The organism is Tunturibacter gelidoferens, assembly GCF_040358255.1.
In the GTDB taxonomy this organism is placed as follows: Bacteria; Acidobacteriota; Terriglobia; order Terriglobales; family Acidobacteriaceae; genus Edaphobacter; species Edaphobacter gelidiferens.
The window spans coordinates 154,457-179,903 of the sequence record NZ_CP132938.1; the positions used below are offsets into that span (position 1 = coordinate 154,457).

Sequence of the window (25,447 nt, forward strand, 5' to 3'; positions counted from 1 at the left end):
CCGCGCCGAAGACAAGCAACGCAGCCGCCATCAGGCCGACATACCATGTTGTGACCCGTGTCCGCAGTGTCGTCAAATGGATGGCCGGAATCAAGCCTCACCACCTGCACGAATCATGTATCCGGCTCCGCGCACTGTGCGAATCAGCTTACTCTCCTGTCCGTCGTCTACCTTCGAACGCAGATGCCGCACATACACGTCGACGATGTTTGTCACTCCGTCGAAGCTCTGGTCCCACACATGCTCGATGATCATATTGCGTGAGAGCACCCGCTCTGCATTCTGCATCAGGTACTCCAGCAGGGAGTACTCCTTCGCTGTCAGTTCGATGCGTCTGCCACCGCGCTTAATCTGTTGGGTCAGGCGATCCAGCTCCAGGTCTCCCACCATCAGCGTGCTCGATCGATTTACCGGTCCGCGCCTCAACAAGGCTTTCGCCCGAACCAGCAGCTCAGCAAATGCAAAGGGCTTGGTCAGGTAATCGTCCGCACCGCTCTCGAAGAGGCGTACCTTGTCTTCTATGGAGTCCCGCGCCGTCAGCACTAGAACGGGGACGCATGCATCCTTATGGCGAAGCCGCTGCAGCACTTCGCGGCCATCCAGCCGGGGCAGCATTAGATCCAGGATAATCAGGTCGTAAGGATAGGTCTGTGCCATCTCCAGACCGTCGCGGCCATCCGCCGAGACATCCACTGCGTACCGCTCGGCGGCGAGTCCACGCTCTACGAAGCCCGAGACCTTAGGCTCATCTTCCACAAGCAATATCCGCATTGCGTACACCTCGCACTATTACAGTCTTGAGCAGTAAAGCAGAGATGAAGCATAGATGAAAACCCCCTCACTTGCGATTGACTGCTACAACGGGAGTGTCGTGGCGAGAAGTTGCTATGGGATGCTGAAGTACATCACCTTGGCAACGGCCTTGGTTTCACCCGGTGAAGCCGCCAACACCAAGTTCTTGCCCGGCAACAGAATCCCCGTCTTGGCCCCTGGGGCGGTCGATACCTTCGCCACGGATTTTAGATTATTGGCATCGGAAGTGTCATAAATCTCGGTATATCCCTGCCCCCCAGGCACATACAGTCGATGCATCACGATGTCGTAGATCACCTGGTCGACTCTTGTCGGAGCATCCTGCGTGCTCACGACTTTGCCGTCATCCGAATTCATCACCACTACCTTTCCCGCCGGAGCACCGCTAAGGTCTGCACGACATACCACATACAACCTGTGCTGCGCCTCATCCAGAGCCACCATCGCATTTTGTTGCGCCGGCGGAACCGGCCACTCGGCAATTTCCTTCATGGTCTTTCTGTCCACCACAGCCATCTTGTTTGTTTGGGTCAGATTCACAAAGATGCGGTTCCCATTCTTCTCCAGCGCAATTGCCTCGACATGGTTGTCTTTGAACGTAACCCCGCCCAGCCGCTGCCCCGTATCCGGGTTCACCGCTTCCACATTGGCCGTCTTCATGTCGACATCTTTGCCGCCGGTCACGATGTAGTAGATATTCGTCTCCGGGTCATATGCCGCTGAATCCGCGCCCTCCGTCAACTTGATCGTGCCCTTGATCGCGTACGTCTCCGCGTCGAGTACCTTCGTCATCGTCTTGCCACTATCCGTTACGATGATCGTCGAAGCGGCAGGCCGCACCAGAATGCTGTGCGGCGCGTCAAAGCCCTTCACTGTCTTCAGGTGTCGACCCGTTTTCAGGTCAAAGACCTCCAGCGTCGCATGGTCTTCTGCGGCCAGTAGCAGCCGTCCGCGCTGTTCATCCACAGCGAAGTGATCGAAGTCGCCTGTATAGCCCGGCAGCTCTATTGTTTGCACCAACTTCATAGCGGGTGCCTGCGCGCGGGCACCCGTCACTCCCGCAACGGTATAGATCGCTGCAGAGGAACTCAAGACAAGCAGTCCGGCTAATCTCTTCTGAATCTTCATCCGATACCTCTCCTCGATGGCCGCATACCTCTTGTCGCCCGAATCGAGCCACTCCATCTACGCGGACTTCACAGTAAGCCTCATGCACCATCATGAGGCTGTGTTGAAAGCAAAATGAAATTGCATTCATCCACTCTCCGCCGCTATGCTTGCTCGTCGCTGCGTTCAGAAACAACTCAACAGCCATCTCTAAACAAACTTTTATGTAACCTTCAGCGACTCTTCATTCGCAAAGAACTAAATGGCAGAGGTCCAATAGTCATGCATTGTCGCCGTGATGAATTGGGTCACCGCCGCGTGAGCATCACTCTGGCATTACGTTACAGCGATTGCATTGCAGTCAGCCAGTATTGAGAGGCACTACATGAGAGTACGATTTTCAAAGCAAGCACTTTACCTAGCTACCCTTCTTCTTTGCGCAGCTCCAGCTCTGCGCCCACAGGTCTCGACCGGAACCATTGCAGGAACCATCACCGATCCCGCCGGCGCACTCGTTCCAAATGCTCCCGTTGTAATTACAAATACCGACACGGGGATTGTCACCCAGTCCACGGCCAGTTCCTCCGGCTTTTATTCTGTTCCCAATCTCCAAACGGGTACTTACACCATCTCCATTACCGTATCCGGCTTTGTGCCACAGGAGATCAAGGATATTGCCCTCAATGTTGGTGCGCAGCAGGAGATCAACATTCAGCTTCAAATAGGTTCGGCCCGAGAGAAAATCGTAGTGACCACCGCGCCGCCCGCAATCGATATGGTTACCTCCACCACCATGCCGATCGTCGACGAGCGCACAATCGTGGCCCTCCCGCTCAACGGACGTGACTGGACTCAACTCGCCAATCTGCAGCCCGGCGTCGCCGCAGTGCGCACCCAGCCTGCCATCGCCGTCACCAATCAACGAGCCAACCGTGGCATCGGGAATCAACTCACCGTCGGCGGCGCGCGCCCGCAGCAGAACAATTATCGGGTCGACGGCATCAGCATCAATGACTACTCCAATGGCGGCCCCGGCGGCGTCATCGGGTCAAACCTCGGCGTGGACGCCATCCAGGAGTTTTCTGTCGTCACATCCAACGCCTCTGCTGATTACGGCAAGGCTGCTGGCGGCATCATCAACGCGGTCACTCGCGCCGGGACGAATCGTCTTCACGGCTCCGCCTATGAGTTCTTCCGCAACTCCGCGCTCGACGCGCGCAATGAGTTTGATACTCCGGGGCAGATCGCCGAGTTCCGTCGCAACCAATTCGGCGCATCCGCTGGTGGTCCCGTTATCAAAGAACGCACCTTTCTCTTCGGTGACTATGAGGGTCTCCGCCAATACCAGGGCGCAAATACCTCCAGCATCGTACCCTCCGCCGCGGCCCGCACCGGTAGCCTCTGTGTCGCCTCCGGTAGCAACCCCTGCGCCAGCCACATGCAGGTGCCCGTCAGTCCGGTAGTCAGTCCCTACTTTGCTCTGTATCCGCTCCCCACCGTCGATCCCGGTCCTAACGCCGACACTGGCAGCTTCCTCTTCAACGATCCCTTTGTCAGCCACGAAGATTACTTCACCATTCGCGCCGACCATCGCATCTCCGACAAGGATTCGCTCACAGGAACCTACTTCTACGACAACGGAAAACTCACCTCACCCGATCCCTTCAACGTTCGTATCACCGGTAATCTGGCCAAACGTCAGCTGGCGACAATTGGCGAATCGCACGTCTTCTCCGCCGCGCTGCTCAACTCCTTTAAATTTGGTTATAGCCGCGTCTTCTCCGATGCGCCCACCACCCTCGCTGCCATCAACCCAGCTGCGAGTGATCCTGCTCTGGGTTTCGTTCCGGGGCTTCCTGTTGGACTGATTAATATCGGAGGACTCTCCAACTTTCAGGGCGGCCTCAAGGCGACCGGCGAGTTTGTCTTCCACCTCAACTCATACCAGCTTTACGACGATCTTTATTTGACCAAAGGAAAACACGCCCTCAAATTTGGTTTTGCCTTCGAGCGACTGCAGAACAATCAACTTGGCACTTCCAATCCCAATGGCCAATTCATCTTCTCCAGCCTGCAGAGCTTCCTCACCAATCACCCCACAAGCTTCAACGCGCCGCTCGCCCAGGGTGTCAGCCCACGCGATCTTCGCCAGTCGGTCTTCGGCGGCTACCTCGAAGACAACTACCGCATCTCCAACAATCTCACTCTTAATCTCGGTGTCCGTTACGAGCCAGTTACTGTCCCCACCGAGACGGCCAACCGTCTTGCCAACCTCCGCAATCTCACGGACACGACCCCCCATCTCGGCAGTCCATATTTTCAAAATGCCAGCTTCAAGAACATAGCTCCACGCGTCGGTTTTGCCTGGGATCCATTTGGCAAGGACATGACGAGCGTTCACGCCGGTTACGGCATCTACGACGCGCAACAGCTCAACTACCTCTACGAGGGGCTATCCATCTTCACCGCCCCCTATCTTGAACTCGGCAACAACGCCGCTCCAGGTATCGGCTCCTTCCCGACGGGTGCTTATCTCGCGCTCTCTGCAGCAAATCTGCGTTATGCCTACGCCCCCAATCACTCCTCCCGCAGCTACGTCCAGCAGTATTCGATGAACGTCCAGCAGCAGTTGCCCTACGACATGATCCTTCAGGTAGGCTATGCAGGATCTCGTGGCACTCACCTTCCTTACCGCGTGGACGATGTCAACACCGTACAACCCATCGTCACTAATGGGAGTTACCTCTTCTATGGCCCCAACGGAAAAAACTCGCCGAGCGCCGCTGCTCTTAATGCTGCCAAGCTGAACCCCAACATTGGCCAGATTAGTGCCGTATTCATGACCGGCTATTCCCATTACAACTCGCTACAGGCCAGCCTCAACAAGCGCTTCAATCACCATACGCAGTTTCAAATTTCTTATACGTGGTCCAAATCCATAGATGACGGCTCCTCCTCCACCTTTGGCGACACCTTTGCCAACTCGGTCTCCAGTCTGCCGTTGTGGGCGCCCAATCGCCGCCGCGCCATCTCCGATTTCGACATCGGACAGAACCTCGTCCTCAACTACATCGTCGAGCTTCCCAACGTCCGCAAGGACATCCCGGTAGCTCACATACTTCTGAATGGCTGGCAGTGGGGAGGGATCTTCCAGACCAGCTCAGGCGAGCCCTTCACGCCTCTCATCTCCGGCGATTCTCTCAACCTGCATAGCGCCGATCCGTTCGCCTTTCCAGACCGTCTCACCGGTCCGGGGTGCACAGGCAATCCAGTCAAAAGCGTCTCTTCGCTCAATCGTCATTACGTCAACCTCAACTGCTTCGCCTTCCCCTCCTTCGACCCGACGTCCGGGCTCACGCATCTCGGAAACGCAGGTCGCAACTCCATCATCGGCCCCCGCCTCAATGATCTCGATACCTCGCTTGTGAAGAACACGTATATTCCACGCATCTCGGAGACGTTCAATCTCCAGTTCCGCGCGGAACTCTTCAACGTCCTGAATCAAGTGAACTACGCCACACCCCCCAAAACCGGCACTCAGCTGTTCAACGCGAGCGGTGCCGTCCTCACCTCCACCGGCGGAGTGCTCGTAGGCCCCACTGCCGGAAGCAGTCGTCAAACCCAGTTCGCTCTCAAGGTGATCTTCTAACCTGCTATCTAGCCAGTCTCTCTGAATGAATGCAATTTCATATCTGGTTAAGTCGCGGCTCATCTCGGAGAGGCATCGTTGTTACTGTTGAATACCGGTAAACCTGCTTCAACAGCGTCACACAGAAGACCGGAGTAATTGCCGGATTAAGTCTAGGAGACATGATGAAAACAGCACTTCGAATCCTATGGATCGCAAGCTTTGCGACACTTCTCGGCGTAGCATACGCGCAGCAAACACGGGAGCAGGCTATCGCAGGCATGAGAAAAGTTGATGCCAAAGAGATGGACCCCACCTACACTAGTGCCGCCCCCGGCGCGCAGAAGTTGGTCGACGAAGCACTCGCCAAACACCCTGAAGTCATCCTCCTTGCGATACACGCAACGCCTCCCGGCCACAAAAACCTCATCGTAGCTTCCAACTTCGGACGCATTGGCAAGATCGGCGACGAGGATGACACGCGCTGCATTCGCACCGGCAAAAGCAACCTGGAGGTCAACGGCAATCACTTCGAGGACGAAGTTGCCATGAAAGATCAAAGCGGCAAAACGGTAGGTGCTGTGGGCGTGGTCTTCAACTACAAGCCAGGCGACGATAAGGCTGCACTGGCTAAAATCGCAGAGCAGATCCGCGATGAGATGCAGGCCGGGACGCCAAACGCCGCGGCTCTGTTCGGACCCCCCGCATAAAAACGGTGTGGCTGCAATATTGCGATCCAGAAAGACAGCCACGCAGATTTCCTTCAAAGTTGCCCGAGGCAGCCTGGCAAAGCGTTCTGGAGGGGATGGGTATGCCAGCCGACCGCACCGCGCTCTACATCGAGATGGTGAAGAGTCTTAACTCAGGCTGGATCCATTTCGATACTTCGGAAACCTAAACTTTCCATGGCGATCACGGCGTTCGCACAAGGATTAGTGAAACAAAGAGAGTAGTCGCAAGGCCGAATTTTGTTGCCGGAAGACTCCTAATGATGCTCGGCCCTTTATAGCCTCAGACTAGGTGGAGATGGTTTCAACTTGACTGTTCGCCTCATTGGAGCGGAAATGGGACTGCCGCAGAGAGGGCGGACTCATGGAGGAAACACAACCGCAAGGTGTCACATCTGCCTTCATTCGTAGCCTGCCCAAACTTCCTAAAAGCGCGCCTAGTAGAGCTATGGAAGGATAACTTTGGTAAAAGCCGGGACGGGTACGTCCGGAACTCATGCTGCCCATTCTTGCGTACAGGATCCAGGAAAAAGCCTATGGCGGCCTTTCCCCTAAGGCTATTGCGAGGTCGCAATCACTTGCGACCTCGCTGAGACCGCAGAGCCGTTCGAGGGATGAAGCGCGTCAGCGCTTCAAGGCCGGGACAAAACTCATAAGGGAATGGAGGGGAAAGGCCCACGAGGTCACACTCAACGATGAAGGTTATCACTACATCGGAAAGACCTACAAGAGTCTCTCTCCAATCGCATGTGAGATCACTGGGACGCGGTGGTCTGGCCCGGCGTTTTTCGGTACGAAGAAGGTGAAAGCTTCGTGACTTTGACAAAGAGTCAGATTCGTTGTGCCATCTACACCCGAAAGTCTTCCGAGGAGGGACTCGAACAGTCTTTCAACTCTCTCCATGCCCAGCGAGAGGCCTGCGAAGCTTATGTCCTGAGCCAACGACACGAGGGATGGCAGCTTCTGTCAACCCAATATGACGACGGCGGATTCTCTGGTGGCAACACGGAGCGACCCGGACTGAAGAAACTGATCGCCGACATCGCCGCGGGTAAGATCGACACGGTAGTCATATATAAAGTAGATCGCCTCACTCGCGCACCGTCCGACTTCGTAGAGCCGAAACATTAAACATGTTCGGTGCCCAAAAATCCAATAAGCTGATTGAGATTTGAAGAAGCAGTTATGCCATTTGAAGAAGCGCAAGAGCGGTCGCGGCTGTCTATCTTGGAATTCGAGGTCGAGCGGCGCGACTGTGATCGGTGCGTCGGAATACATAAATGCCATCAGCAACGAAATCTTACTGCATTGAGCGCTTTTGGGCGGATACGCGAATAGTATTCCCAAAACGGGAAACTCTCAAAATAAATCCAGAATTCGTGGCGCATTTTTCGAGCCCCACAAAGTGACTGCTTAAACGCCACGTTTACCACGCATAACACCACAACTTCACCACCAAAACACCACGTCTTGGCACCCGTTTTTGCCAAAACCCCCAGCAAAAACGGGCATCCACCACGCCAAAAAAATTACTGCAACAAACTTCCTTGTCCAAGCTGTCTCTTGCCCTCTTCCGGCGGACTGACGACGGCGGCGACCCCATTCCGGCTGTCGACGTAGAGCAACCCGCCTAGTCTGTTCCAAGGAATTTCTCCAACCGCCAACCCGAGAGAGATTAGTCAACGCCAGCCAGAAGATTCAACCCATGTGTTTTCTCGCCAAAGAGGCAGAGTCAGGCGTGTTCGAATCAGGAGGTCCGAAGCAATCGGCTGAGATGGTGGATGTCTGTGAGTTGTTCGAGCTGGAGGACTGCGGAGATAAACAGCTTCGAGGAGGCAGCGCCGAGGACGGGCTCGATGAGATCGCGGGATTTGGCGATGACTTCTTCACGGCTCATAGGATTCTCCGCGGTTCCGCGGACAGCGTCGACGTGCTGAGTGAGTACGGTTCCGTCGTTGAGGAGGATCTCGACGGTGGCCTCACGGGCGGGGAGACGCTTCTCGAGTTCTTCATCTCCGAGCAGGGTGACCTTGGCGCGTTGTCGCAGGATGGCGGGGTCCTTCATCAAAGCGGTGTCATGGGCGGAGCGGAAGGTGAGGGTTCGCTCGACGAGCATGACGGCGACGAGGTGCTGGAGGCAGATGTCGGGGAGTGGGCGGTTGTCGACGATAGAGGCCTCGCGGGTGGCGACTCTTACGGTGACGTGACGGAGCTGGTCGGGGGTGAAGGAGTGCTGGTTGAGTAGGAGCTGAACGGCGTCGAGCGGCGCTTGAATCGGAGAACCTACACACCATTTTTTTATATTAGTACGCGTGATCTCGTAACATTCTCCAAGGCCATCGACGAGGCCCTTAGCATTGGCGTGGGGGGCGTAGGCGGCGAAGAAGCTTTCAGGGCCGGAGAAGACGTCGTCGACTCCGCTCCAGCCGGCCTGAACGAGCAGCGCAGAAGCGACTCCATTGCGCGCTGGCATGCCGGCGAATACGAACGCTTTTTCGAAATGAAGGGTGTCCCGCTGCCACGCCGTGAAGCCCGAGGACTGCTGCGCGGCATAGTCGAGGAGGAAGCGCATCTGGCGGGCATCGAGAGCGGCGGCGCAGCCTGCGGCCGCTGCGGCTCCGAAGCCTTCGGAGGTAGCGTGCGGATCGCGATGCGTCTCGGTCTGGTAGTCAACTCCTCCGAGGGTAACGCCGAAGCGCGGGCCGATGTCGTACCCAAGGGTGACGGCGCGAAGAAAATGGTGGCCGGAGATGCTGAACTGTTCGCCCGCGGCGAGGGCGGCGGGAATTACAGCACAGCCGGGGTGGGACTGTGAAGGGGAGTGGGAGTCATCGGTCTCGTCGGAGTGGGCTAGGACTCCGTTCGCTAGCGCTGCTTCCAGCGGACCGCAAAGGATATTGGACGTGGCGACGGAGGCGACTGGTTTGCCGCTATAGGATTCTGCGAAGGCGATGGCGGCGCGGCCGGGGGGAAGCTGGGAGCCGGAGATCATGGCGGCGAAGGTATCGAGGATGTGATCTTTCGCCTGCTCGATGATGGCGGGAGGCAGGGGACGGGTGGCGGCTGAGGCCATGTAGGTGCTGAGGCTCTGCATGACGGGGCCGATGGGAGTGGAGACGGAGGGTGTTTGCTGCGGCTCTGAGAATAGGTAGGAAGGAAGATGCAGAGCAGTGCCGGCCAGTACCCAGGTGCCCTTTGCGAGTAGATTCCGACGGGTGAGCTCGGGGCCGGAGTTCGGGACCGCCATTGGTACGAACGATCTGTGCGGTGCGTCCATAGAGTCTCCTGAATTCGGCGAATCGCGGTGCGAGTGGGGAAGCGCAACAGTGAGGATCCCTCGGATCCAATCGTGATATGCGATTAAAGGATGGCCAGCTTCTCGGCGGGGATGCGGGTTATCGAAGAGGCGTCAAGGTTGAGGTGAGCTGAGACCATCTCTGGAGGGAGGCGACGTATCCAGTTATTGAGAGAGAACTCGAGGAATTGATCGAGCTTGAACATCTCAAGAAAGATGAGGTCGGAGGATCCGGTGTTTTCGATGTAATGACCAGCAGCAGTGGGGACGAAGCCAACGTCGTTGGCGTTGAAGTCCATGGTGCGAGCGCGGCCGCCTGGGGCTATGACACTCATTCGGCCGGAACCCGCGATGTAGAACTGCCACTCGGCAGCGGTGGGGTGCCAATGGAGCTCGCGCAGGCCCCCGGGTTTGAGGGTTACGATACCGGCCGCGACGGACTTCGAGGCGGGAAAGTTACGCGAGTCGACGATGCGAACTTCGCCTTGGGGTGAAGACTTGGTGGGCGGCATGGAGCCGGCGCGGAAGATGTATTGGATGGACGATTCGGCAGAGGGACCGCCTGCGGATTGGCGGTCTCGCTCGAGGGATTGCGGGAGAGCGGCGGGGAAGATGAAGAGTTCGCGTGTGGGCAGCTTCGAGAGCTCGCTGCGGCTAAGGCGGAAGTTCTTCTCGAGGACCTCTGGAGGGGTGTGAGCGACCCACTCGGAGATGGAAAACGTGTTCTCCTCGGAGAAGAATCCTTCGTCGAAGACCAGAAGGAACTCGCACCCGTCTGAGGCGAGGCCCTGGATGGAGTGCGGGAAGCCGGCGGGGAAGAACCAGAGGTCGCCCTTGGAAACATCTTCGATCTGGATGGTCCCATCTAGGTTGAGGACAGTTACGCGAGCGGAGCCGTAGATCATGTAGGCCCACTCGTCTGCGGTGTGCCAGTGGAGCTCGCGAAAGCTTCCGGCGGTGAGGCGCATGTTGACTCCGGCGAGATCCTTGGATGGAGGAAGTTCGCGCTGAGTGACCTGGTGTGTCCAGCCACCGTTCTCCAGGCGCTTGTGGTTAAGGTCGAAGGAATACCAGATCGGGCCAACGTCTCCGTGGTCGGTGCGGGGAGGAGTGTTGGAGCTGGGGTTTTCTTTGAGGAGCGGAAGATTCTCTTGACCGGGATTAGAGCCGGATGCGTTAGGTGAGGCGGCGGGTGGCTGTTGGGCGGAGAGGCTGGCGCCTCCCAAAGCTGCTGCAGCCAAGGCCGCGGAACCGGCCTCCAGGAAGGAGCGGCGTGATAGAGCGTCGACGGAAGGCCTTTCGTCGTTCTGTTTCAGCATGGATTCCTCGCTAAGGTAGTGGATGGAACGTTTGTCATGCGAGGGCTCCGAGGCGCGGCAAGTCGCCGGCGTTGTGTTGCGCAGGGAGATTCCAGGCGGAGGTGAGGAGCTTTTCGATCTGGGCGGAGGGAAGGATACCAGAGGCTAGTTGGGTGAACTTGAAGGAGAGGTCTTTGTCGGTGAGGGGGTTCTTCAGGCTGCCCACGGCGTGCTCTATGTGCTTGGTGAAAGTTTGGCCGCCGGTGGTGGTGATGGTGACGTAAGCCTCGTCCGTTCGGATTGCAGGGTCAACGGAGACGGAGACGCGCTCGCGCAGAGCAATAACTTGGGGATCGCGTGCGGCCTCATCGGTGTACTCCTTCTCTCCTGCGAAGCCGCGGACGAGAACGACTGCGGCGGAGTGGAAGACGCTGAACTTTGCTTCGAGGCCAGTGGCAGGCGTCTTCTTGCCGGTGAGCTCGAGGACGAGTGGGTTGGCGCGAATGGAGATTGAGCGGATATCGGTGGCTTTGAGGTTGTGCTCGTTGCGGAGCTGGATGACGCCGTCGATGATGGGATGGATGACGATGCCGCAGGCGAATGGCTTGTAGGTGTTGAGGGCGATCTCGTAGTGTTGGCCGAGACCGTCGACGAGAGGGGCGTAGTCGTGCTGGCGGGAGGCGGCGAAGATGTAGCCTTCGTGACCTTCTATGCTCTCGTCGGAGCTGGTGAAGTTGTTTGCAGCGAGAAGGGCGGCGAGAAGACCGTTCTCGGCGGCACGTCCGATGTTGAGGCTCTTGCACATGCTTCCGAACATGATCTTGAGGCCAGCGGCTTCGGTGGCGGCGACGCCGAGAGCCCACCGCATCTGCTGGGCGTTGAGTCCGAGGATGCGCCCGCAGGCGGCGGCGGCACCGAAGACTCCGCAGGTTCCTGTGATGTGCCAGCCCATATCGTAGTGGGAAGGGTAGATGGCTTTGCCGAGGCGGCACTCGATCTCGGTGCCGAGTATGAAGGCGTGGAGGAGATCGGCTCCGCTTACGAGGCGGCTCTGGGCGAGCGAGAAGAGGGCGCTGGCGACGGGGCCTGCTGGATGGATGATGGTTTCGAGATGAGTGTCATCGTAGTCGAGCACATGGGAGCTGATGCCGGTGATGAGGGCGGCGCGGAGCGGGTCGAGGGCCTCGGAGCGTCCGAAGAGATGGGCCGTGGAACTGCGAGTGTAGGGCTGAAGGGTGCTGAGGGCTCGGAGGACGGCCTGCTGGCCAGAGCCTCCGACGGTGACTCCCACCCAGTTCACGATAGAGCGCACGGCTTCCTTGCGCACGCTATCGGGTACGTCGGATGGCGGGCAGGCGACCAGCCAATCGGCGAGGATGTGGGTCACGGGGGTAGTGGAATGTTGGACGTCGCTGGTTGCTTGCTGCGCGGGTGGCTGCGGAGACGGGCCGGGAGAGACGAGAGGAAGCGCGTTTGCGGAGGCACCAGCCAAGGCTCCCTGAACGAGGAAGTCACGGCGGGAGAGCAGATTAAAGAGACTCATAGGAAAAGAGTGTGCTCGCTTTCCGAAAGTTCACGCAAAGTACTGATGCGGACTGCCCTTAGAAGCTAAAGAACAAAGTTATAAACCGGACGTGGGTGGCGCAGGTCTCTGGTCGAGACGCGGAGGCATATCGAGAAACGCTCGCATGGTATGCCAAAGCTGACTTCGGTTCGTACCGAGGGCGACGGAATGAGCGGCCCCGGGGAGGATGATGAACTCACGGTCGGGGACCGGAAGGCTGCGAAAGAAGTTCAGCAGATCTTCCTCGGTGGCAATGCCATCGTACTCGCCACGAACGATGAGGACTGGAGCGCGGAGTTTCGTGGGGTCGACCAGCGGAAGGTTGGCGGACATATCGAGATAGGTTCCGGTAGGGGCGGAGTCACCAAATTTGAGCTCAGCGTCGGCCATGGCCTCGGCGACAGCGGGGTCGGAGGTACCGGGCTTGTCGCGCGTGAAGATGCTGCGGATGGCGTCTCTGTCGCGGGGTCTGAGGTTGTGGGTGCGGTAGGAGTCGAGAGACTCGGCGCGCTTGGTGAGGGTGGAAGAGCCTTTGCCGGTCCAGGTGAATGCGGCGAGGACGAGGCGACGGACGCTGGCGGGCTGGGCGACGGCGAAGGCTCCGGCGCGGAGTGCACCTCCGGATTCTCCATAGAGATGAAAGCTGCGCTGGCCGGTCTCGAGTTCCACGACCAGGCTGGCTGCTTTTAAATCTTCCACGCCGTCTGCGACGTTCGAGTTGCCAGCGGAGGGTGAAGATCTTCCGTAGCCCTCGAAGTCCATCGTCCAGACATCGAAGCCGAATTCGACGAACTTGTCCATGAGGGAGTATTCGCCGTGGCCGGGGACGGTGAGATCAAAGGTGGGGCGGGAGGAGACGGAGGAGCCGTGACAGAGGAAGAGGATGGGACGGGTTGAGTGACCTGAAGAGGCGGAGCCGGCGTTCTTACGGAAGAGGTAAAGTTTGATGTCGCCCCTGCGTGCCCAGTACTCGCGGCTCCAGATGGCCGGTTGCGAAGGCTGCTGGGCAGAGGCGCGGGCGCTGTGTAAAGAGGACTCTTCTAATATTGCCAGGCCGCTCGCGAGGATGGCGGGTGAGCTGAGCAGAAAACTTCGGCGGGAAGGCGTGACCTCAGCCGTGGCGAAACTTGTGAGTAGAGGTTCATCAGATGCGTTCACGTTCTTCACCCTCCGCGATCTGTTGGTCCATAATCTGTCGGTCAATGGTACGGTTCTCACGCGTGGCGAGAGCGTGGGTGAGTACGGAGCCTTCGATCTCATTCTCCCATGAGGCTACGACGATGGTGCCGACACCGTTTCCGATCATGTTGACCAGAGCGCGAAAGGTACTGAGGAAGCGATCGATGCCGAGGATAAGCGCCATGCCTGCGACGGGAATAGCGGGCACGACAATGAGGGTTCCGACGAGCGCGACGAAGCCTGCGCCCTGTACGCCGCTGGCGCCCTTGGAGGTCAAGATCGCAACAGCAAAAAGGCTGAGTTGCTGGGCAAAGGTTAGGTGGGTGTTCGTCGCCTGAGCTACGAAGAGCGCGGCCATCGTGATGTAGAGGCTGCTGCCATCAGTGTTGAAGGTGTAGCCGGTGGGGACGACGAGGCCTACGAGAGCCTTGGAGCAGCCGAGGTTCTCCAGCTTCTCCATAAGGCTGGGGAGAGCAGACTCTGAGGAACTGGTGCCGAGTACGAGAAGAATCTCTTCCTTTATATAACGCAGGAAGCGGAGGATGTTGAAGCCGGCGAGCCAGGAGACTGCACCGAGGATGATGAAGACGAAAAAGGCGCAGGTGAGATAAAAGGTGACAATGAGTTTGAGCAGAGGCCCGAGGGACGTAACACCATAGCGGCCTACGGTGAAGGCCATGGCTCCGAACGCGCCGATGGGCGCGAGGCGCATAAAGAGATTGACGATGGTGAAGATGGCTCCTGTTAGCACCTCGAGCAGGCGGATGAGAGGCTCGGCGCGGCCGCGCATCATGGCGAGCGCGATACCCAGGAGGACAGAGATGAAGACGACCTGCAGAATGTCTCCGCGGGCAAAGGCATCGACCATGGTATTGGGAATGATGTGCAGGAGGAATTGCGTGGTGTTTTGTGCCTTGGCGGCGCCGGCGTACTCGGCTACAGCCTTTACGTCGAGGGTGGCGGGATTGACGTTCAAGCCTCTGCCAGGGTGGACAAGATTTCCCGCAACCAGGCCGATGAAAAGCGCAAGAGTAGAGACGATCTCGAAGTAGAGCAGGGCCTTGCCTCCAACCCTGCCGACCTTCTTCATGTCCTGCATGCCTGCGATGCCCGTGACGACGGTGCAGAAGATCACCACGGTGATGACCATGGCGATGAGCTTGATGAAGCCGTCTCCGAGAGGCTTCATGGCGATGGCTGTCTGCGGGGCAAAGCGGCCGAGGGCGACACCGAGAAGGATCGCGACGGTTACCTGTATTGAGAGGCTTTGATAAAAGGGTGTACGTACCTCAACGGCTGGAGCGATCTCTGTTCTCATGGTCACTTCCTTGGGCCATGCTTCCAGGGCCTGTGTGCTGCTCGCGATGCAGGTACTGGTGGGGGGTTCGACAGATCAGAAGGTCAGCTTGACTGCTAACTGGATTTGCCTTGAGGTGAAGGTGGTCTGGTCGATCTGACCGGCGGCAGGAACGGCGTTTCCTGACCCATCGTAGATTTGGAAGTGGTCTGTGGGTGCAGCGAAGTCGGCGTGGTTCATCAAGTTGAAGATCTCTGCCCGAAGTTGCAGGTTGGCGTCTTTGCCGAGCCGCTCAATCGGCGTGTTCTTGTAGATAGAGAAGTCGAAGTTTATGCTTCTCGGACCTGTGAGCTCATTTCTTCCGGCGTTACCCATGCGATTGACAGGATTTGGGAAGGCAAAGCATTTGAGATTGATATCGCCGTTCGGATCTCCGGTGGTGAGCTTGCCGCAGCCCTTGAGCCGGTCGGGAAAGTCGAAGGGTATCGCGGCGTTGGTTCCAAGGGGATCTCCGCCGATGGTGACGCTGAACGGAGCTCCACTGGCCGCCGTAAAGATGCCACCGGTCTGCCAACCATTAGTGGCCCATCCAGCGATGCCATGCCGGGACTGGTCTCCGGGAATGTTGTAGATCGAGTTGATGGTGAGGTTCTGGCCGATGTTTGTGTCGCAGGGGCCGCGATGGGTTTGGGGTGCGGTGTAGAGGTCGACATTAAGCGAGTTCCTGTACTGATCAGAAGCTGCCGAGCCGGAACTAGTATCGATGCAACGAGACCAGGTGTAGGAGAGCTGACCCTGAAGGCCATGCCAGGGAGACTGGGTGATTTGGGTCTCCAGGCCGTGGAAGTAGGAGTTACCGTTCCAGCGTGCGTCGAGGGTTTGGCCAACGAGAGGATCGACGACGGTTCCGCTGCCGATGGGAGTAGGCCAGTAATAGCTCTTTCCATCCGGCGTGGTCGGGAGGACGATATTTCCATCGTCCGTCTGGTACCAGTTGTGGACACCGCGAGAGCCGACGTAGCCGACGAGCAAGGTGGTGTCCTTGGCGATGGCACGCTGGACGTTGAGATTCCACATCATGATGTAGTTTCGTGGAGGATCGTACTGGAGGACGTAGAAGTTGCGGCTAGCTGGATTGTTCGCGACGATGTCATAGGCGGTGGTTGGAAAGGCTCCTGCAGGGAGGACTCCTGTGCTGGCATCCTGGGCGAAGGGGTAGGCCGCGTCAACGCCGCTGCCCATCTCGACGATGTAAGGGAGCACGTCGTAGATTCCGAAGGCTCCGCGGACCGAGGTGTTTCCATCGCGGAAGGGATCCCAGGCGAAGCCGACCTTCGGCTGGAAGTTCTTAAAGGTTGGGTTCTTGATATAGGGATTGCCCAGGTAGGGAGTATCGCCCTGGAGAACGCGGAGGTTGGAGAGCTTGCCATTGATCTCGTAGGGGACAGAGGCGGTCTCATACCGGAGGCCCAGGTTGAGGGTAAGGTATGGGGTCAGACGGAGGTCGTCCTGGACGTAGGCTCCGAAGATGGTTTGCCGCAGATTGCGCGGGGTGAGGGTGGAGGGCAGGGTGGTGATGAAAGACTGTGGCTGGTTGGTGATGAAGGCGTCAAGAGATGGGAAGGAGAAGTTGCCGCCGGGGGCATCGGAGCTCTCCTGGTTGTCCTGGATGCGTTCGAGGCTGATGCCGAAGGTGAAGTTATTCTTACCGGCCGTGTGAGACACGTCGTCGTATCCCTGGAAGGAGTTCCATCGAAAGAGAAGCGGGCTCGCAGCGCTCACGCCTCCGGTGAAGGTAGTGAGGCCGGGAACCTGGACGATTCCGGCGCTGTCACCAGGCTGAAAGCCGTACTGCGGGTCGGCGGCAGCTGGCTTGATGGCGGAGGCGGCGTAGGGGGAGCCAGCGTTGTCGCGGCTGAAGCCGATGTGGGCGGTATTGACTGTGGCTGAGGAGAACAGGTGCGTCTCGAGGATCGAGACTGCCTGGCGAACTGTTTTGCTGAGAGTAAGGACGTTGTTGAAGGCATCCGGCTGCTGGCTGGGTGAGTTGTCGTACATGTAGACGACGGCAACGCTGTCCTTTGCTGAAAAGGTGCGGTCAACCTTGATCGTGAAGTAGTTCTCACTGGTCACCTGATAGGCAGGAAAGGTGAAGGTCCCGGTGTCGCCCTGGGTGTTTCCAGTGTTCGGTAGAGGAATGAAGGCGTTCAAGAAGGTAACGATGGCGGGGTCGGGGGTCACGTGAGTAGTGGAGGCGCAGGGGTTAGAGCCGTCGGCTGAGGGAACGCAGAGGGTTCCGGCGCGAGCGGCTGGGGACGGGACCGTATCGATGTAAGAGACTCCAAGATTTTGACGGACGCCTTCATAGTCGCCGAAGATGAAGGTCTTTTCCTTCTGAATGGGGCCGCCAAAGGAGGCTCCGAACTGATTGCGGCTGAAGTCCGGCTTCTGGGCGGGATCAAAGTAGTTGCGGGCGTCGAGGGCGGCGTTGCGGGCAAACTCGTAGACGCTTCCATGGAAGACGTTGGTTCCCGAGCGAGTTACGGCGCTTATGACTCCAGCTGCGGTGCGGCCGTACTGGGCGGTGGGGTTGGTGGTGACGACTGTGAACTCCTGCAATGCGTCCACACCGATGTTCCCTCCGAGGACACTTCCAGGGCCTGCGTTCGAGTAGTCATTGATGTTGATTCCGTCGAGGAGATAGCTGTTCTGCTGGGGACGTCCTCCGGCGATGCTGAGCTGACCGCCGAGACCCCGCTTCATGCGGTCGGGCGCGCTAACTGGCGGCTGGGTCTGGATGACGGTAACGCCCGGGGAGAGGGCTGCGAGATCGGTCCAGGAGCGGCCATTGAGGGGAAGCTCACGCATCTCGTGGCCGCTCACGGAGTCGCTAAGTTGAGAGCTGGTGACGTCGACCGACGAGGGGCTCTCTGTGACGACGACCTCCTGGGAGATGCTGCCAAGCTTTAGCGTGAAGTTGATGAGTGAGGCCTCTCCGACGGTTAGCACAACACCCTTGCGCGTTTCGCCGGCGAACCCAGGTGCGGAGACCTTAACGACGTAGTTGCCTGGGACGAGGGCGGACGCGTTGTAGTTGCCGTCATCGTTTGCAACCATGGTCCGACTTATTCGGGTGTCGACGTTGGTGATGAGGACCTGAGCCTTGGGAATCTTGGCTCCGGTGATGTCCTCAACGGTTCCGGAGAGGTTTGCGCGGTTAGTCTGTGCGCGGGATACCGAAATGCCGCCGACGAGCGCGAGAAGCAGCGCCAACAGAGAGGACACTCCGGATCGCATTGCGACGTTATGCCTTATAGACTTCTTTGGAAAGCGTAGAAGTTGTGCGTGAGACGGCTCAGGGGCTCCGATAGTGGGTGGGACTTGGGTAGAGGAGCTGATCTTGACGGAATCTTTCGGGCCATGGGCTGTGTCATGCATGGGGGGTCCTCTTTTACGTCTCGACTTGCATAGTTCGCTGTGCCTATAATCTCGGGCCTGTGAGGAACTCTCGGTGATCAGGCAGCTATCACCGTAGACTGAGCGTCCAAGAAAGTCTTTTGAGAATTGCAAAAAAAAGATAAAGGAATTATTAAGCTCCATGTCACACACGGTCAGCCACTTATACGAGTTTGGAAACTTCAGTCTGGACCCCGTTCAGAGGCTTCTTCTTCGCCATGGAAGACCTGTCTCAGTAACTCCGAAGGCGTTCGACCTGCTGGTGGTGATGGTAGAAAACAACGGTCAGCTGCTGTTGAAAGAAAAGCTCATGGACGCTCTCTGGCCGAAAGTGTCGGTCGAGGAGGGTAATCTGGCGGTGACGGTCTCGCATCTGAGGAAGATCCTAGGGGACGATCGCGAGAAGCATGTCTATATTGAGACGGTATCGAAGCAGGGGTACCGGTTTGTGGCACAGGTATTAGAAGGGCCGGAGGTTCCGCTCGAATCCAGTGAACTGCACGCAGAGCTGGAGGAGCACGTCGCGATGGCGCCAGTAGATTATGCGCTTATGCCCAGGGTGGTGATGGTGCGGAAGTGGATGGCTGGCCCGGCCATTGCGCTCGCCGGGCTGCTCGCTATGGCAGGGTGGCTGGTTAGCAGGCATATTGATACGGCTTCGGCAAACGGCCGTTCGATAGGATCACTGGCTGTACTGCCTTTTGCGACCATAGGTGGCAAGAATTCCGATGAGTATCTTGGCCTGGGAACGGCCGACGCGCTGATCACGAGACTCTCGAATACTGGCAAAGTTTTGGTCCGGCCGACCAGCGCAATCGAGAAGTATAGGAACAGCTCAATCAGCGTAGAGAGCGCCGGCAAGGAGCAGCAGGTAGACGCGATCATTGACGGGAGGATCCAGCGCGAGGGGAATCGCGTGCGGATGACGGTCCAGATGGTGAGGGTGGGGGACGGAGCGCAATTGTGGGCGCAGACGTTTGATGAGGAATTTACGAATATCTTCAGCCTGGAAGATGAGGTCTCGGAGCGTGTCGCACATTCCATTCGTCTACAGCTGAACAATAAGGAAGAGAAGAGGTTTACTAAAAGGCCCACGGAGAATCAGGAGGCTTACAGCGCGTTCGTCAAGGGCAGGTACTACTGGAACAAGCGGACGAACGAAGGGATGATGAAAGGGCTGGAGTATTTCCGCGAGGCGATACGGATGGATCCGAACTTCGCTGAGGCGTATGAAGGGGTGGCGGATTCCTATGCCGCGCTGGGACTTTACGCTGCGATTCCTCCGGAGGAGGCGTTCCCGGCGGCACGGGATGCGGCACACAAGGCTCTCCAGATGAACGAAGACCTGGCCGATGCGCATGCGACTCTGGGATTGATTGACTTCTACTATGACTGGAATGGCCCCGCAGCGCAGAACGAGTTTCAGCGTGCCTTCGATGTAAACCCCAATTATGCGATGGCGCATTCGTGGAACGCCGAAAACCTGGCGGCAATGGGGCGCTTTCCGGAGGCGCTGGTGGAGGCGCGACGGGCGGTGGAGGAGGATCCTCTGTCGCTGATTGTGAACAGTAACGCTGGATGGACCTTCTGCCTGGCTGGTCAGTATGAAGAGGCTATCCAGACCCTTAGCAGGGCAATCGACATAGACCCGAGCTTTCCGCGTACTCACTTTCGCCTCGGTAATGTGTATGAAACGAGGGGTCTGTACGACAAGGCAATCACGGAGTTCACGCAGGCCGTGCAGCTCTCGGGAGGTGACGTCTACTACACGGCGGGCCTGGGGCATGCGTACGCAATGGCGGGCAGGACTAGCGATGCACGGCAGGTCCTCATTTCGCTGCTGGATAAATCCGCTCACCAATACGTGCCCGCGTTTGCGGTGGCGATGGTATACGCCGGACTGAAGGATAATGGGCAGGCTCTCTATTGGCTAGAAAAAACCTCTGCCGACCACTCCACGTCCATGGCATATCTGAAGGTTGACCCTTTCCTGAGCGGGCTGCGTTCCGATCCGAGATTTGCCAAACTTTTGCAGCGGATGAAGTTTTAGATTTTCACAGTTACCGTATTACGCGCCTGTATTCCTGTCAAGATTCCAAGGCCGGCCGCGATGAAGCAGACTCCGGTTACACAACCCCAGAAAACTTGCCCCGACGGCAGCCATTTTGGGACCAGCGGGGCGGTGAGGTTCATATAAATAAAATGAGCTCCGCCCCATATCATGGAACAAACGCCGAACGCCATCCGGCCCAGCCATGTGAGGCGCACGGTCAGTGCTCTGCCAATCTGGGAGATGGTGGCATAAACGATCAGAGCGCTCGCGGCGATGTTTTCGTAGGTGCCGTATACGGCGTAACCGCTGACCAGCAAACGGCCGTTCATTAGCAGGAGGACAAAGACGGCGTAGTAGCCGGTAAGCGGCGCGGCACCCCAGGCCGCGGTTCGGCGCCATTCGATGGCCGCCGCCGTGACAACCATAAACACGCCTGCGGAATAGGTAAGAGTTCGACCACTACCGGCACTCCCGTTGGTGTCTGTGCAGCGCAGACATGTTCATAGCTAACGGTCGCGCAACAGACGAACGCTAATGCAACAGACGCATATATGGTTGTCAAAGCTACACCTTGCTATCCCCACCTATTGATAATTCGCACTCACATCCTATTCGAAACGTTCCTAGGCTTACAGATGAATAACCTCCATGCAAAATCCACTTCAAATATAAGACCGGCGGCAAAGAAGTGTGTCGCCACCGCCGGCTTCTGGATCGGTTGAAATTTAGAACAGCACCTTGAGTGCAAACTGATACTGCCGAGGAATGTAATTCGGATCGGTGGCCGAAATCTGTCCGAAGGCCGAGTTCCCAAACGCGTCGCCTGAGTTGCCGTTTGGCATGTAGAAGTTCGGCGTGTTTGAGATGTTGTAGGACTCCGCCCGGAACTGGACACCCAGACGTTCTGTGATGGGAAAGGTTTTAAAGATGGACAGGTCCACATGGCGGAAGTCTGGTCCGAACAGCGAGTTGCGCTGAGTATTACCAACTGTGCCGAGTGGTTGAGGGGCAAATGCTGCCGTGTTGAAGAAGTGCGAATTGGTCTTGTGACTGAGCCGAGCGTCCATGATCTGGTTGGGACGATCCTGCCCTCCACTGTTTTGCGGGGTCGCACGATTGTTGAAGCCGTGTGCTATGCCGTCGCTCTCGATAGGATTGTCGGCACCGGCGCCGGTTTCGATGATGGTAAAAGGCTTACCACTCTGCCAGACCACGATCGTGTTAGCTTGCCATCCGGAGAGAAAGGCTTTCTTGACGCCGGTGAAGTCTTTCCCATACTGCAGTTCGTAGTTCAGACTGAGGGCGAAACGGTTTTGAATGTCGGTCTCCGCATTGGCGTACTCGATCTGACGGATGCGGGTCGGATCTGCGTCGCTCCAGCCCTGGTTGCTACCTTGCTGAGAGAAGCCGGTGATGTCGCTCAGCGCCTTGCTCCAAGTGTAGTTCGCATCGAATGCCAGCCCTTTGGTAAAGCGCCGCTGGAAAGACGTCTGCAGACCGTTGTAGTTCGATATACCCTCGCTCGCGATATAGCTAACAGTACCGACATTGGGAAGCTGAGCTTGGAGTTGATGTGCTCCTCCCATAGGATTAGACAGACTGCCTACAGGAGCCAAGGGGTTGAATGGTGCGGGTTGGTTGATGTTGTTAATTGATTCAGGCAGATGCTGGCCGATGTTACCGACATAGCCGATAGTGAAGACGTTGGCGCCGAACTGCTGCTGAACCTGCAGATTAAACTGCTGGATCATCGCCGATTTGAACTTCGGAGCTTCGGCTACGAACGCCAGACCAGTAATGCCGACCAGGTCGGCTATGTTGGGTGGAACAGGAGTTGGCAGTCCCTCGTTGATGACTCCTGGTGCGCCTATCGTCGCGCAGTCCGGGTTTTGGCCTGCAAGAGCACCCTGACTCGCTTCAATCTGAACCGCAATAGTGGACTGGCAGTTGGGGCTGAAGATTGAGGTGAACGGAGGGTTCTTCAGGTCGGCGTTGGAGGTGTAGTTGCCAGGGAAGTAGCTTAGTCCATAGCCACCACGCACGACGGTGCCCGGCGTCAATTCTGCTGAAAAACCGAGGCGCGGGGCGACGTTGGAGTAGTCGGTCGGAATGTTTACCTGTGAGTTGACACCGTTAACATTGGCTATCTTCAATGCGTTTTGTATGTTTGCAGGGGATAAGGCGACAGCCTCCGGGAAATCGAAGTTCGAAATGCGGTTATGTGCTTCGGTGAATGGGGTGAAGACGTCGTAACGAATGCCCGCGAGCACCGTCAACTTCGGGCTAACCTTCCAACTATCCTGGACGAAGCCACTGGGCTCCCAGCTGCGGTAGTCGGGAGGAAACAGATTGAAGTTGCGGGTTTCTGCTGCGTAGGCTCCGACCAAGGTCGATGCGAGTTGGTTGTTCTGGGTCTGTAACTGGGTAGAGGCGCTATCGCTCGGCAGATTGAATTGATAGGCACCGACTGCGGAGGCGCTTTGAACGTTACGAGCCTGCCTACGAATGAGAGCGAGACCTGCTTTGATGCTGTGGTTGCCCTTGGTCCAGCTCACTACACCGGAGTAGAGGAAAGTATTGTCGATGTCCTGAAGAGGAACATAGGCGCCGTCGCCAATGTCGCCGAAGGGGCCAACTGAAACCGGCGTCAGGGAGTTGGCGAAAGGACTGAAGGAGGTCATGCTCGCGTCAAATCCAACAGCCTGATCAGCGTTCAATCCGTAGTTGAGGGGAAGTGAAAGATTGTTGATCCGAGTGAACGCCGCTCTGAGATCAAGCAGGAGGGCTGAGTTGAAGATGTGAGTATAACCAAGGACATATTGCTGGGCCACATCGCTTGCGGGACCGTCGAAGTTGAATCTGCCGCCGCTGATCTCTAGGCCATTCACGATTCCAAAGTTCGGCGGGGTAAAGGTGTTGACGGTGTTATAGGTAAAACGTCCAAAGACGAGGTTGCTGTCGTTGAACTTGTAGTCGACTCGTGCGTCGTAGGTGTTGTAGTTTTGTGTTTTGTTTGGGCTGATCGTGAAATTTGGCGAACCAGCCGCGGCACCAGGGTTCGTCGGCGCCGGAAAAAGTTTCAAATAAGCTAAGGTGAGCGGATTGATGCCATTGACTAGATTCGGGCCCGTGAGATAGCCACCCGAGGGAGTCAATGTGCCGTTACTGGTCGACAACAGCGCCTGGGGCGATCCGCCGTTGAGGCTGTTAATGTCGTCGTACTCAGCGAGAGTTGGTACCGTGCCTGTATCTGTGACACCGCTAACCTGCCGGAACCCTTCATAGTCAAAATAGAAAAACATCTTATCTCTGAATACCGGTCCGCCGATGCCACCGCCAAATTGGTTCTGGCGCAGTTCGGGCTGGTTTCCGGTGGTTTGAAGCACGTTACGGGCGTCGAAAATGTTGTTGCGGAAGAACTCGTACACGCTACCGTGGAAAGTGTTTGTCCCAGAGCGCGTGACTACATTGACGACACCGCCGGCAGTGCGCCCCACTTCCGCTGCGTAGTTGTTGGTCTGGACCGTGATCTCTTGGATGCCTTCGACGTTCGGCTTGACTCCGATCGTTCCGATAATACGTTCGTTATCGTCGACTCCATCTACTACCCAGTTGTTGAGCGTATCGTCCTGACCGTTGACGGACAGGCCGGCGGCGTTGGAGCGGCGATCATCTGGACGCATACCGCTGCTAAGTCCGTTACCGGCACCCTCGTTGGCGCCCGGAACGAGATCAACGAGCTGAACGAAGTTGCGGCCGTTCAAGGGAAGGTCCTGCACTGCCCTTGCAGTCACGGTAGAGCTGACTGTTGCGTTATCCGCCTGGAGAAGAGGCGTGCTTGCCGTGACTTCGATGGTGGTTGACTCTGAACCAAGCTGAAGGCGGATGTCGTTACGCGCGCGGTCACCTGCCTCCACCGCGATGTCTTTGGTGGATGACACCTTGAAGCCTCCGGCTTTGACGGTAACGGAGTAGTGTCCGACAGGGAGGAGCGTGAAATTGTATTCACCAGAGCTGTTGGACTGAGTGGTGCGCTTTTCGTTGGTTCCCAGGTTGTTCAGGGTCACAGTGGCGTTTGGGACGACCGCTCCGGTGACATCTTGCACTGTGCCTAGTATGTCGGCGGTGTTCAGTTGGCCGAGGGCCGTTGCGGTGAAGAGGATCGAGAGCGCCAAAAGAAAGACTGCGCTTTTCCATCCCTGGAACATTGTGCGTCCGCACTGGCCTATGCGGTCAATCGTATTGATCAAGTTGCGTTTCATGGTTTGCTTCTCCCATATGTTTTTGGTTTGAACACGTACGGGATCAACCTTAGGATCGGGCCACTTGAAATCACAGAGCCAGTTCGAAATACTTTCGTATATCCACAGCCGCGAGCTTCGCGATCTTTTATGGCGTCGCCTTTGGTGGCCAACACAGAGCGCGACAGATTGAGCCAGGCCAAATAAAGTGCCCGCTAATGCACAATCCTACTTAGAACGGATCATGACAGGACCACCATGAATGGCCCGTTTCGCATTGGTTACCGCGAGAACTGTAACGGGCGTTCGATCCGGGACCTACGCAAACTCAAATCCTTTGAACAGGCGTGCTCCAAGTACAGCGCCTTCGATTCCCTCTCCGATTCAGGGGACAATTTTTTGGTCGGCTATCGGATTAAGCGGGAACTGACGGCGATGCCTCGGTTGCGATTCGACGCAGATGCGGCAAGGTCAATCTGATTGTCCATAGACCCTGGCTAGCTCCCTACGGATCAGGTCAAACACCACTGTCTCCACACGAAGTAATGAGGTTTGACTGAACTCCGGCGCCCGGGCTGATCATAAATCGTCGTGCTGCGTAAGTGCGCTGAAAGCCGCGCCAAACAAGGAGATTCTCATGAACACTGAAGAGAAAGATCGGACTGGGCGACAAGCGAGTTAGCTAACTCGGCGCCGAAAAGGAGGGTTTAATTAAGTGCCTATGCTACTTTGCTTCAGGGGCAAAGGTGAAAAAATGCAATCGTCGATAACGCCATTAGAAGTTACAT

15 protein-coding genes are annotated in these 25,447 nt (G+C 57.2%); 5 read left to right on the top strand and 10 right to left on the bottom strand.

Features of this window, described 5'->3' with window-relative positions; all coding sequences use genetic code 11:
• Window positions 1-90: 90 nt before the first annotated feature.
• Together RBB81_RS01125 and RBB81_RS01130 are read right to left on the bottom strand one after the other, a co-directional pair.
• Window positions 91-771: a response regulator transcription factor gene (locus RBB81_RS01125; RefSeq protein WP_179585890.1), complete on the bottom strand. Its 681-nt coding sequence runs from the start codon at window positions 769-771 to the stop codon at window positions 91-93.
• Between the two features lie 114 nt (window positions 772-885).
• Window positions 886-1,998 carry a hypothetical protein gene (locus tag RBB81_RS01130; protein WP_353072406.1) on the bottom strand — a complete coding sequence of 371 codons (1,113 nt, stop codon included), beginning with the start codon at window positions 1,996-1,998 and terminating at the stop codon, window positions 886-888.
• A 307-nt stretch (window positions 1,999-2,305) separates the two neighbouring features.
• Here RBB81_RS01130 and RBB81_RS01135 point away from each other — a divergent pair, with 307 nt between their 5' ends.
• From RBB81_RS01135 to RBB81_RS01150, 4 genes are all read left to right on the top strand, one after another.
• On the top strand, window positions 2,306-5,569 hold the full coding sequence (locus tag RBB81_RS01135; RefSeq protein ID WP_353072407.1) for a TonB-dependent receptor: 3,264 nt from the start codon (window positions 2,306-2,308) through the stop codon (window positions 5,567-5,569).
• A gap of 161 nt (window positions 5,570-5,730) precedes the next feature.
• Window positions 5,731-6,258: a hypothetical protein gene (locus tag RBB81_RS01140; RefSeq protein ID WP_353072408.1), complete on the top strand. Its 528-nt coding sequence runs from the start codon at window positions 5,731-5,733 to the stop codon at window positions 6,256-6,258.
• 514 nt (window positions 6,259-6,772) lie between these two features.
• A complete protein-coding gene (locus RBB81_RS01145; protein WP_179585898.1) occupies window positions 6,773-7,093 on the top strand; it encodes a DUF2924 domain-containing protein in 321 nt (106 codons plus the stop codon).
• The gene (locus RBB81_RS01150) at window positions 7,090-7,407 is read left to right on the top strand and encodes a recombinase family protein (protein WP_353072409.1); all 318 of its coding nucleotides are present in this window, start codon (window positions 7,090-7,092) and stop codon (window positions 7,405-7,407) included. Before RBB81_RS01145 ends, RBB81_RS01150 begins: the two co-directional genes overlap by 4 nt.
• Before the next feature lie 616 nt (window positions 7,408-8,023).
• Here the strand turns inward: RBB81_RS01150 and RBB81_RS01155 are convergent.
• The 6 genes from RBB81_RS01155 to RBB81_RS01180 all read right to left on the bottom strand — a co-directional run bounded on the left by RBB81_RS01155 (window position 8,024) and on the right by RBB81_RS01180 (window position 18,194).
• Entirely contained in the window at window positions 8,024-9,553 is a 1,530-nt protein-coding gene (locus tag RBB81_RS01155; RefSeq protein WP_353072410.1) for an MmgE/PrpD family protein, read from the bottom strand.
• Between the two features lie 83 nt (window positions 9,554-9,636).
• Window positions 9,637-10,890: a cupin domain-containing protein gene (locus tag RBB81_RS01160; protein WP_353072411.1), complete on the bottom strand. Its 1,254-nt coding sequence runs from the start codon at window positions 10,888-10,890 to the stop codon at window positions 9,637-9,639.
• A 34-nt stretch (window positions 10,891-10,924) separates the two neighbouring features.
• Entirely contained in the window at window positions 10,925-12,412 is a 1,488-nt protein-coding gene (locus RBB81_RS01165) for an MmgE/PrpD family protein (protein WP_353072412.1), read from the bottom strand.
• Window positions 12,413-12,490: 78 nt separating this feature from the next.
• Entirely contained in the window at window positions 12,491-13,591 is a 1,101-nt protein-coding gene (locus RBB81_RS01170) for an alpha/beta hydrolase (protein ID WP_353072413.1), read from the bottom strand.
• Complete coding sequence (locus tag RBB81_RS01175) at window positions 13,578-14,930, bottom strand: dicarboxylate/amino acid:cation symporter (protein WP_353072414.1); 1,353 nt, start codon at window positions 14,928-14,930, stop codon at window positions 13,578-13,580. The genes RBB81_RS01170 and RBB81_RS01175 overlap by 14 nt, the downstream gene beginning before the upstream one ends.
• Before the next feature lie 75 nt (window positions 14,931-15,005).
• On the bottom strand, window positions 15,006-18,194 hold the full coding sequence (locus tag RBB81_RS01180) for a TonB-dependent receptor (RefSeq protein WP_353072415.1): 3,189 nt from the start codon (window positions 18,192-18,194) through the stop codon (window positions 15,006-15,008).
• Window positions 18,195-18,507: 313 nt separating this feature from the next.
• On the opposite strand from RBB81_RS01180, the gene RBB81_RS01185 reads away from it, so the two are divergent.
• Window positions 18,508-20,415, top strand: a complete 1,908-nt coding sequence (locus tag RBB81_RS01185; protein ID WP_353072416.1) for a tetratricopeptide repeat protein — start codon at window positions 18,508-18,510, stop codon at window positions 20,413-20,415.
• Here RBB81_RS01185 and RBB81_RS01190 read toward each other — a convergent pair.
• Window positions 20,412-20,843, bottom strand: a complete 432-nt coding sequence (locus tag RBB81_RS01190; protein ID WP_353072417.1) for a hypothetical protein — start codon at window positions 20,841-20,843, stop codon at window positions 20,412-20,414. The genes RBB81_RS01185 and RBB81_RS01190 overlap by 4 nt on opposite strands.
• A gap of 300 nt (window positions 20,844-21,143) precedes the next feature.
• Window positions 21,144-24,680, bottom strand: a complete 3,537-nt coding sequence (locus RBB81_RS01195; RefSeq protein WP_353072418.1) for a TonB-dependent receptor — start codon at window positions 24,678-24,680, stop codon at window positions 21,144-21,146.
• Between the last annotated feature and the right edge of the window lie 767 nt (window positions 24,681-25,447).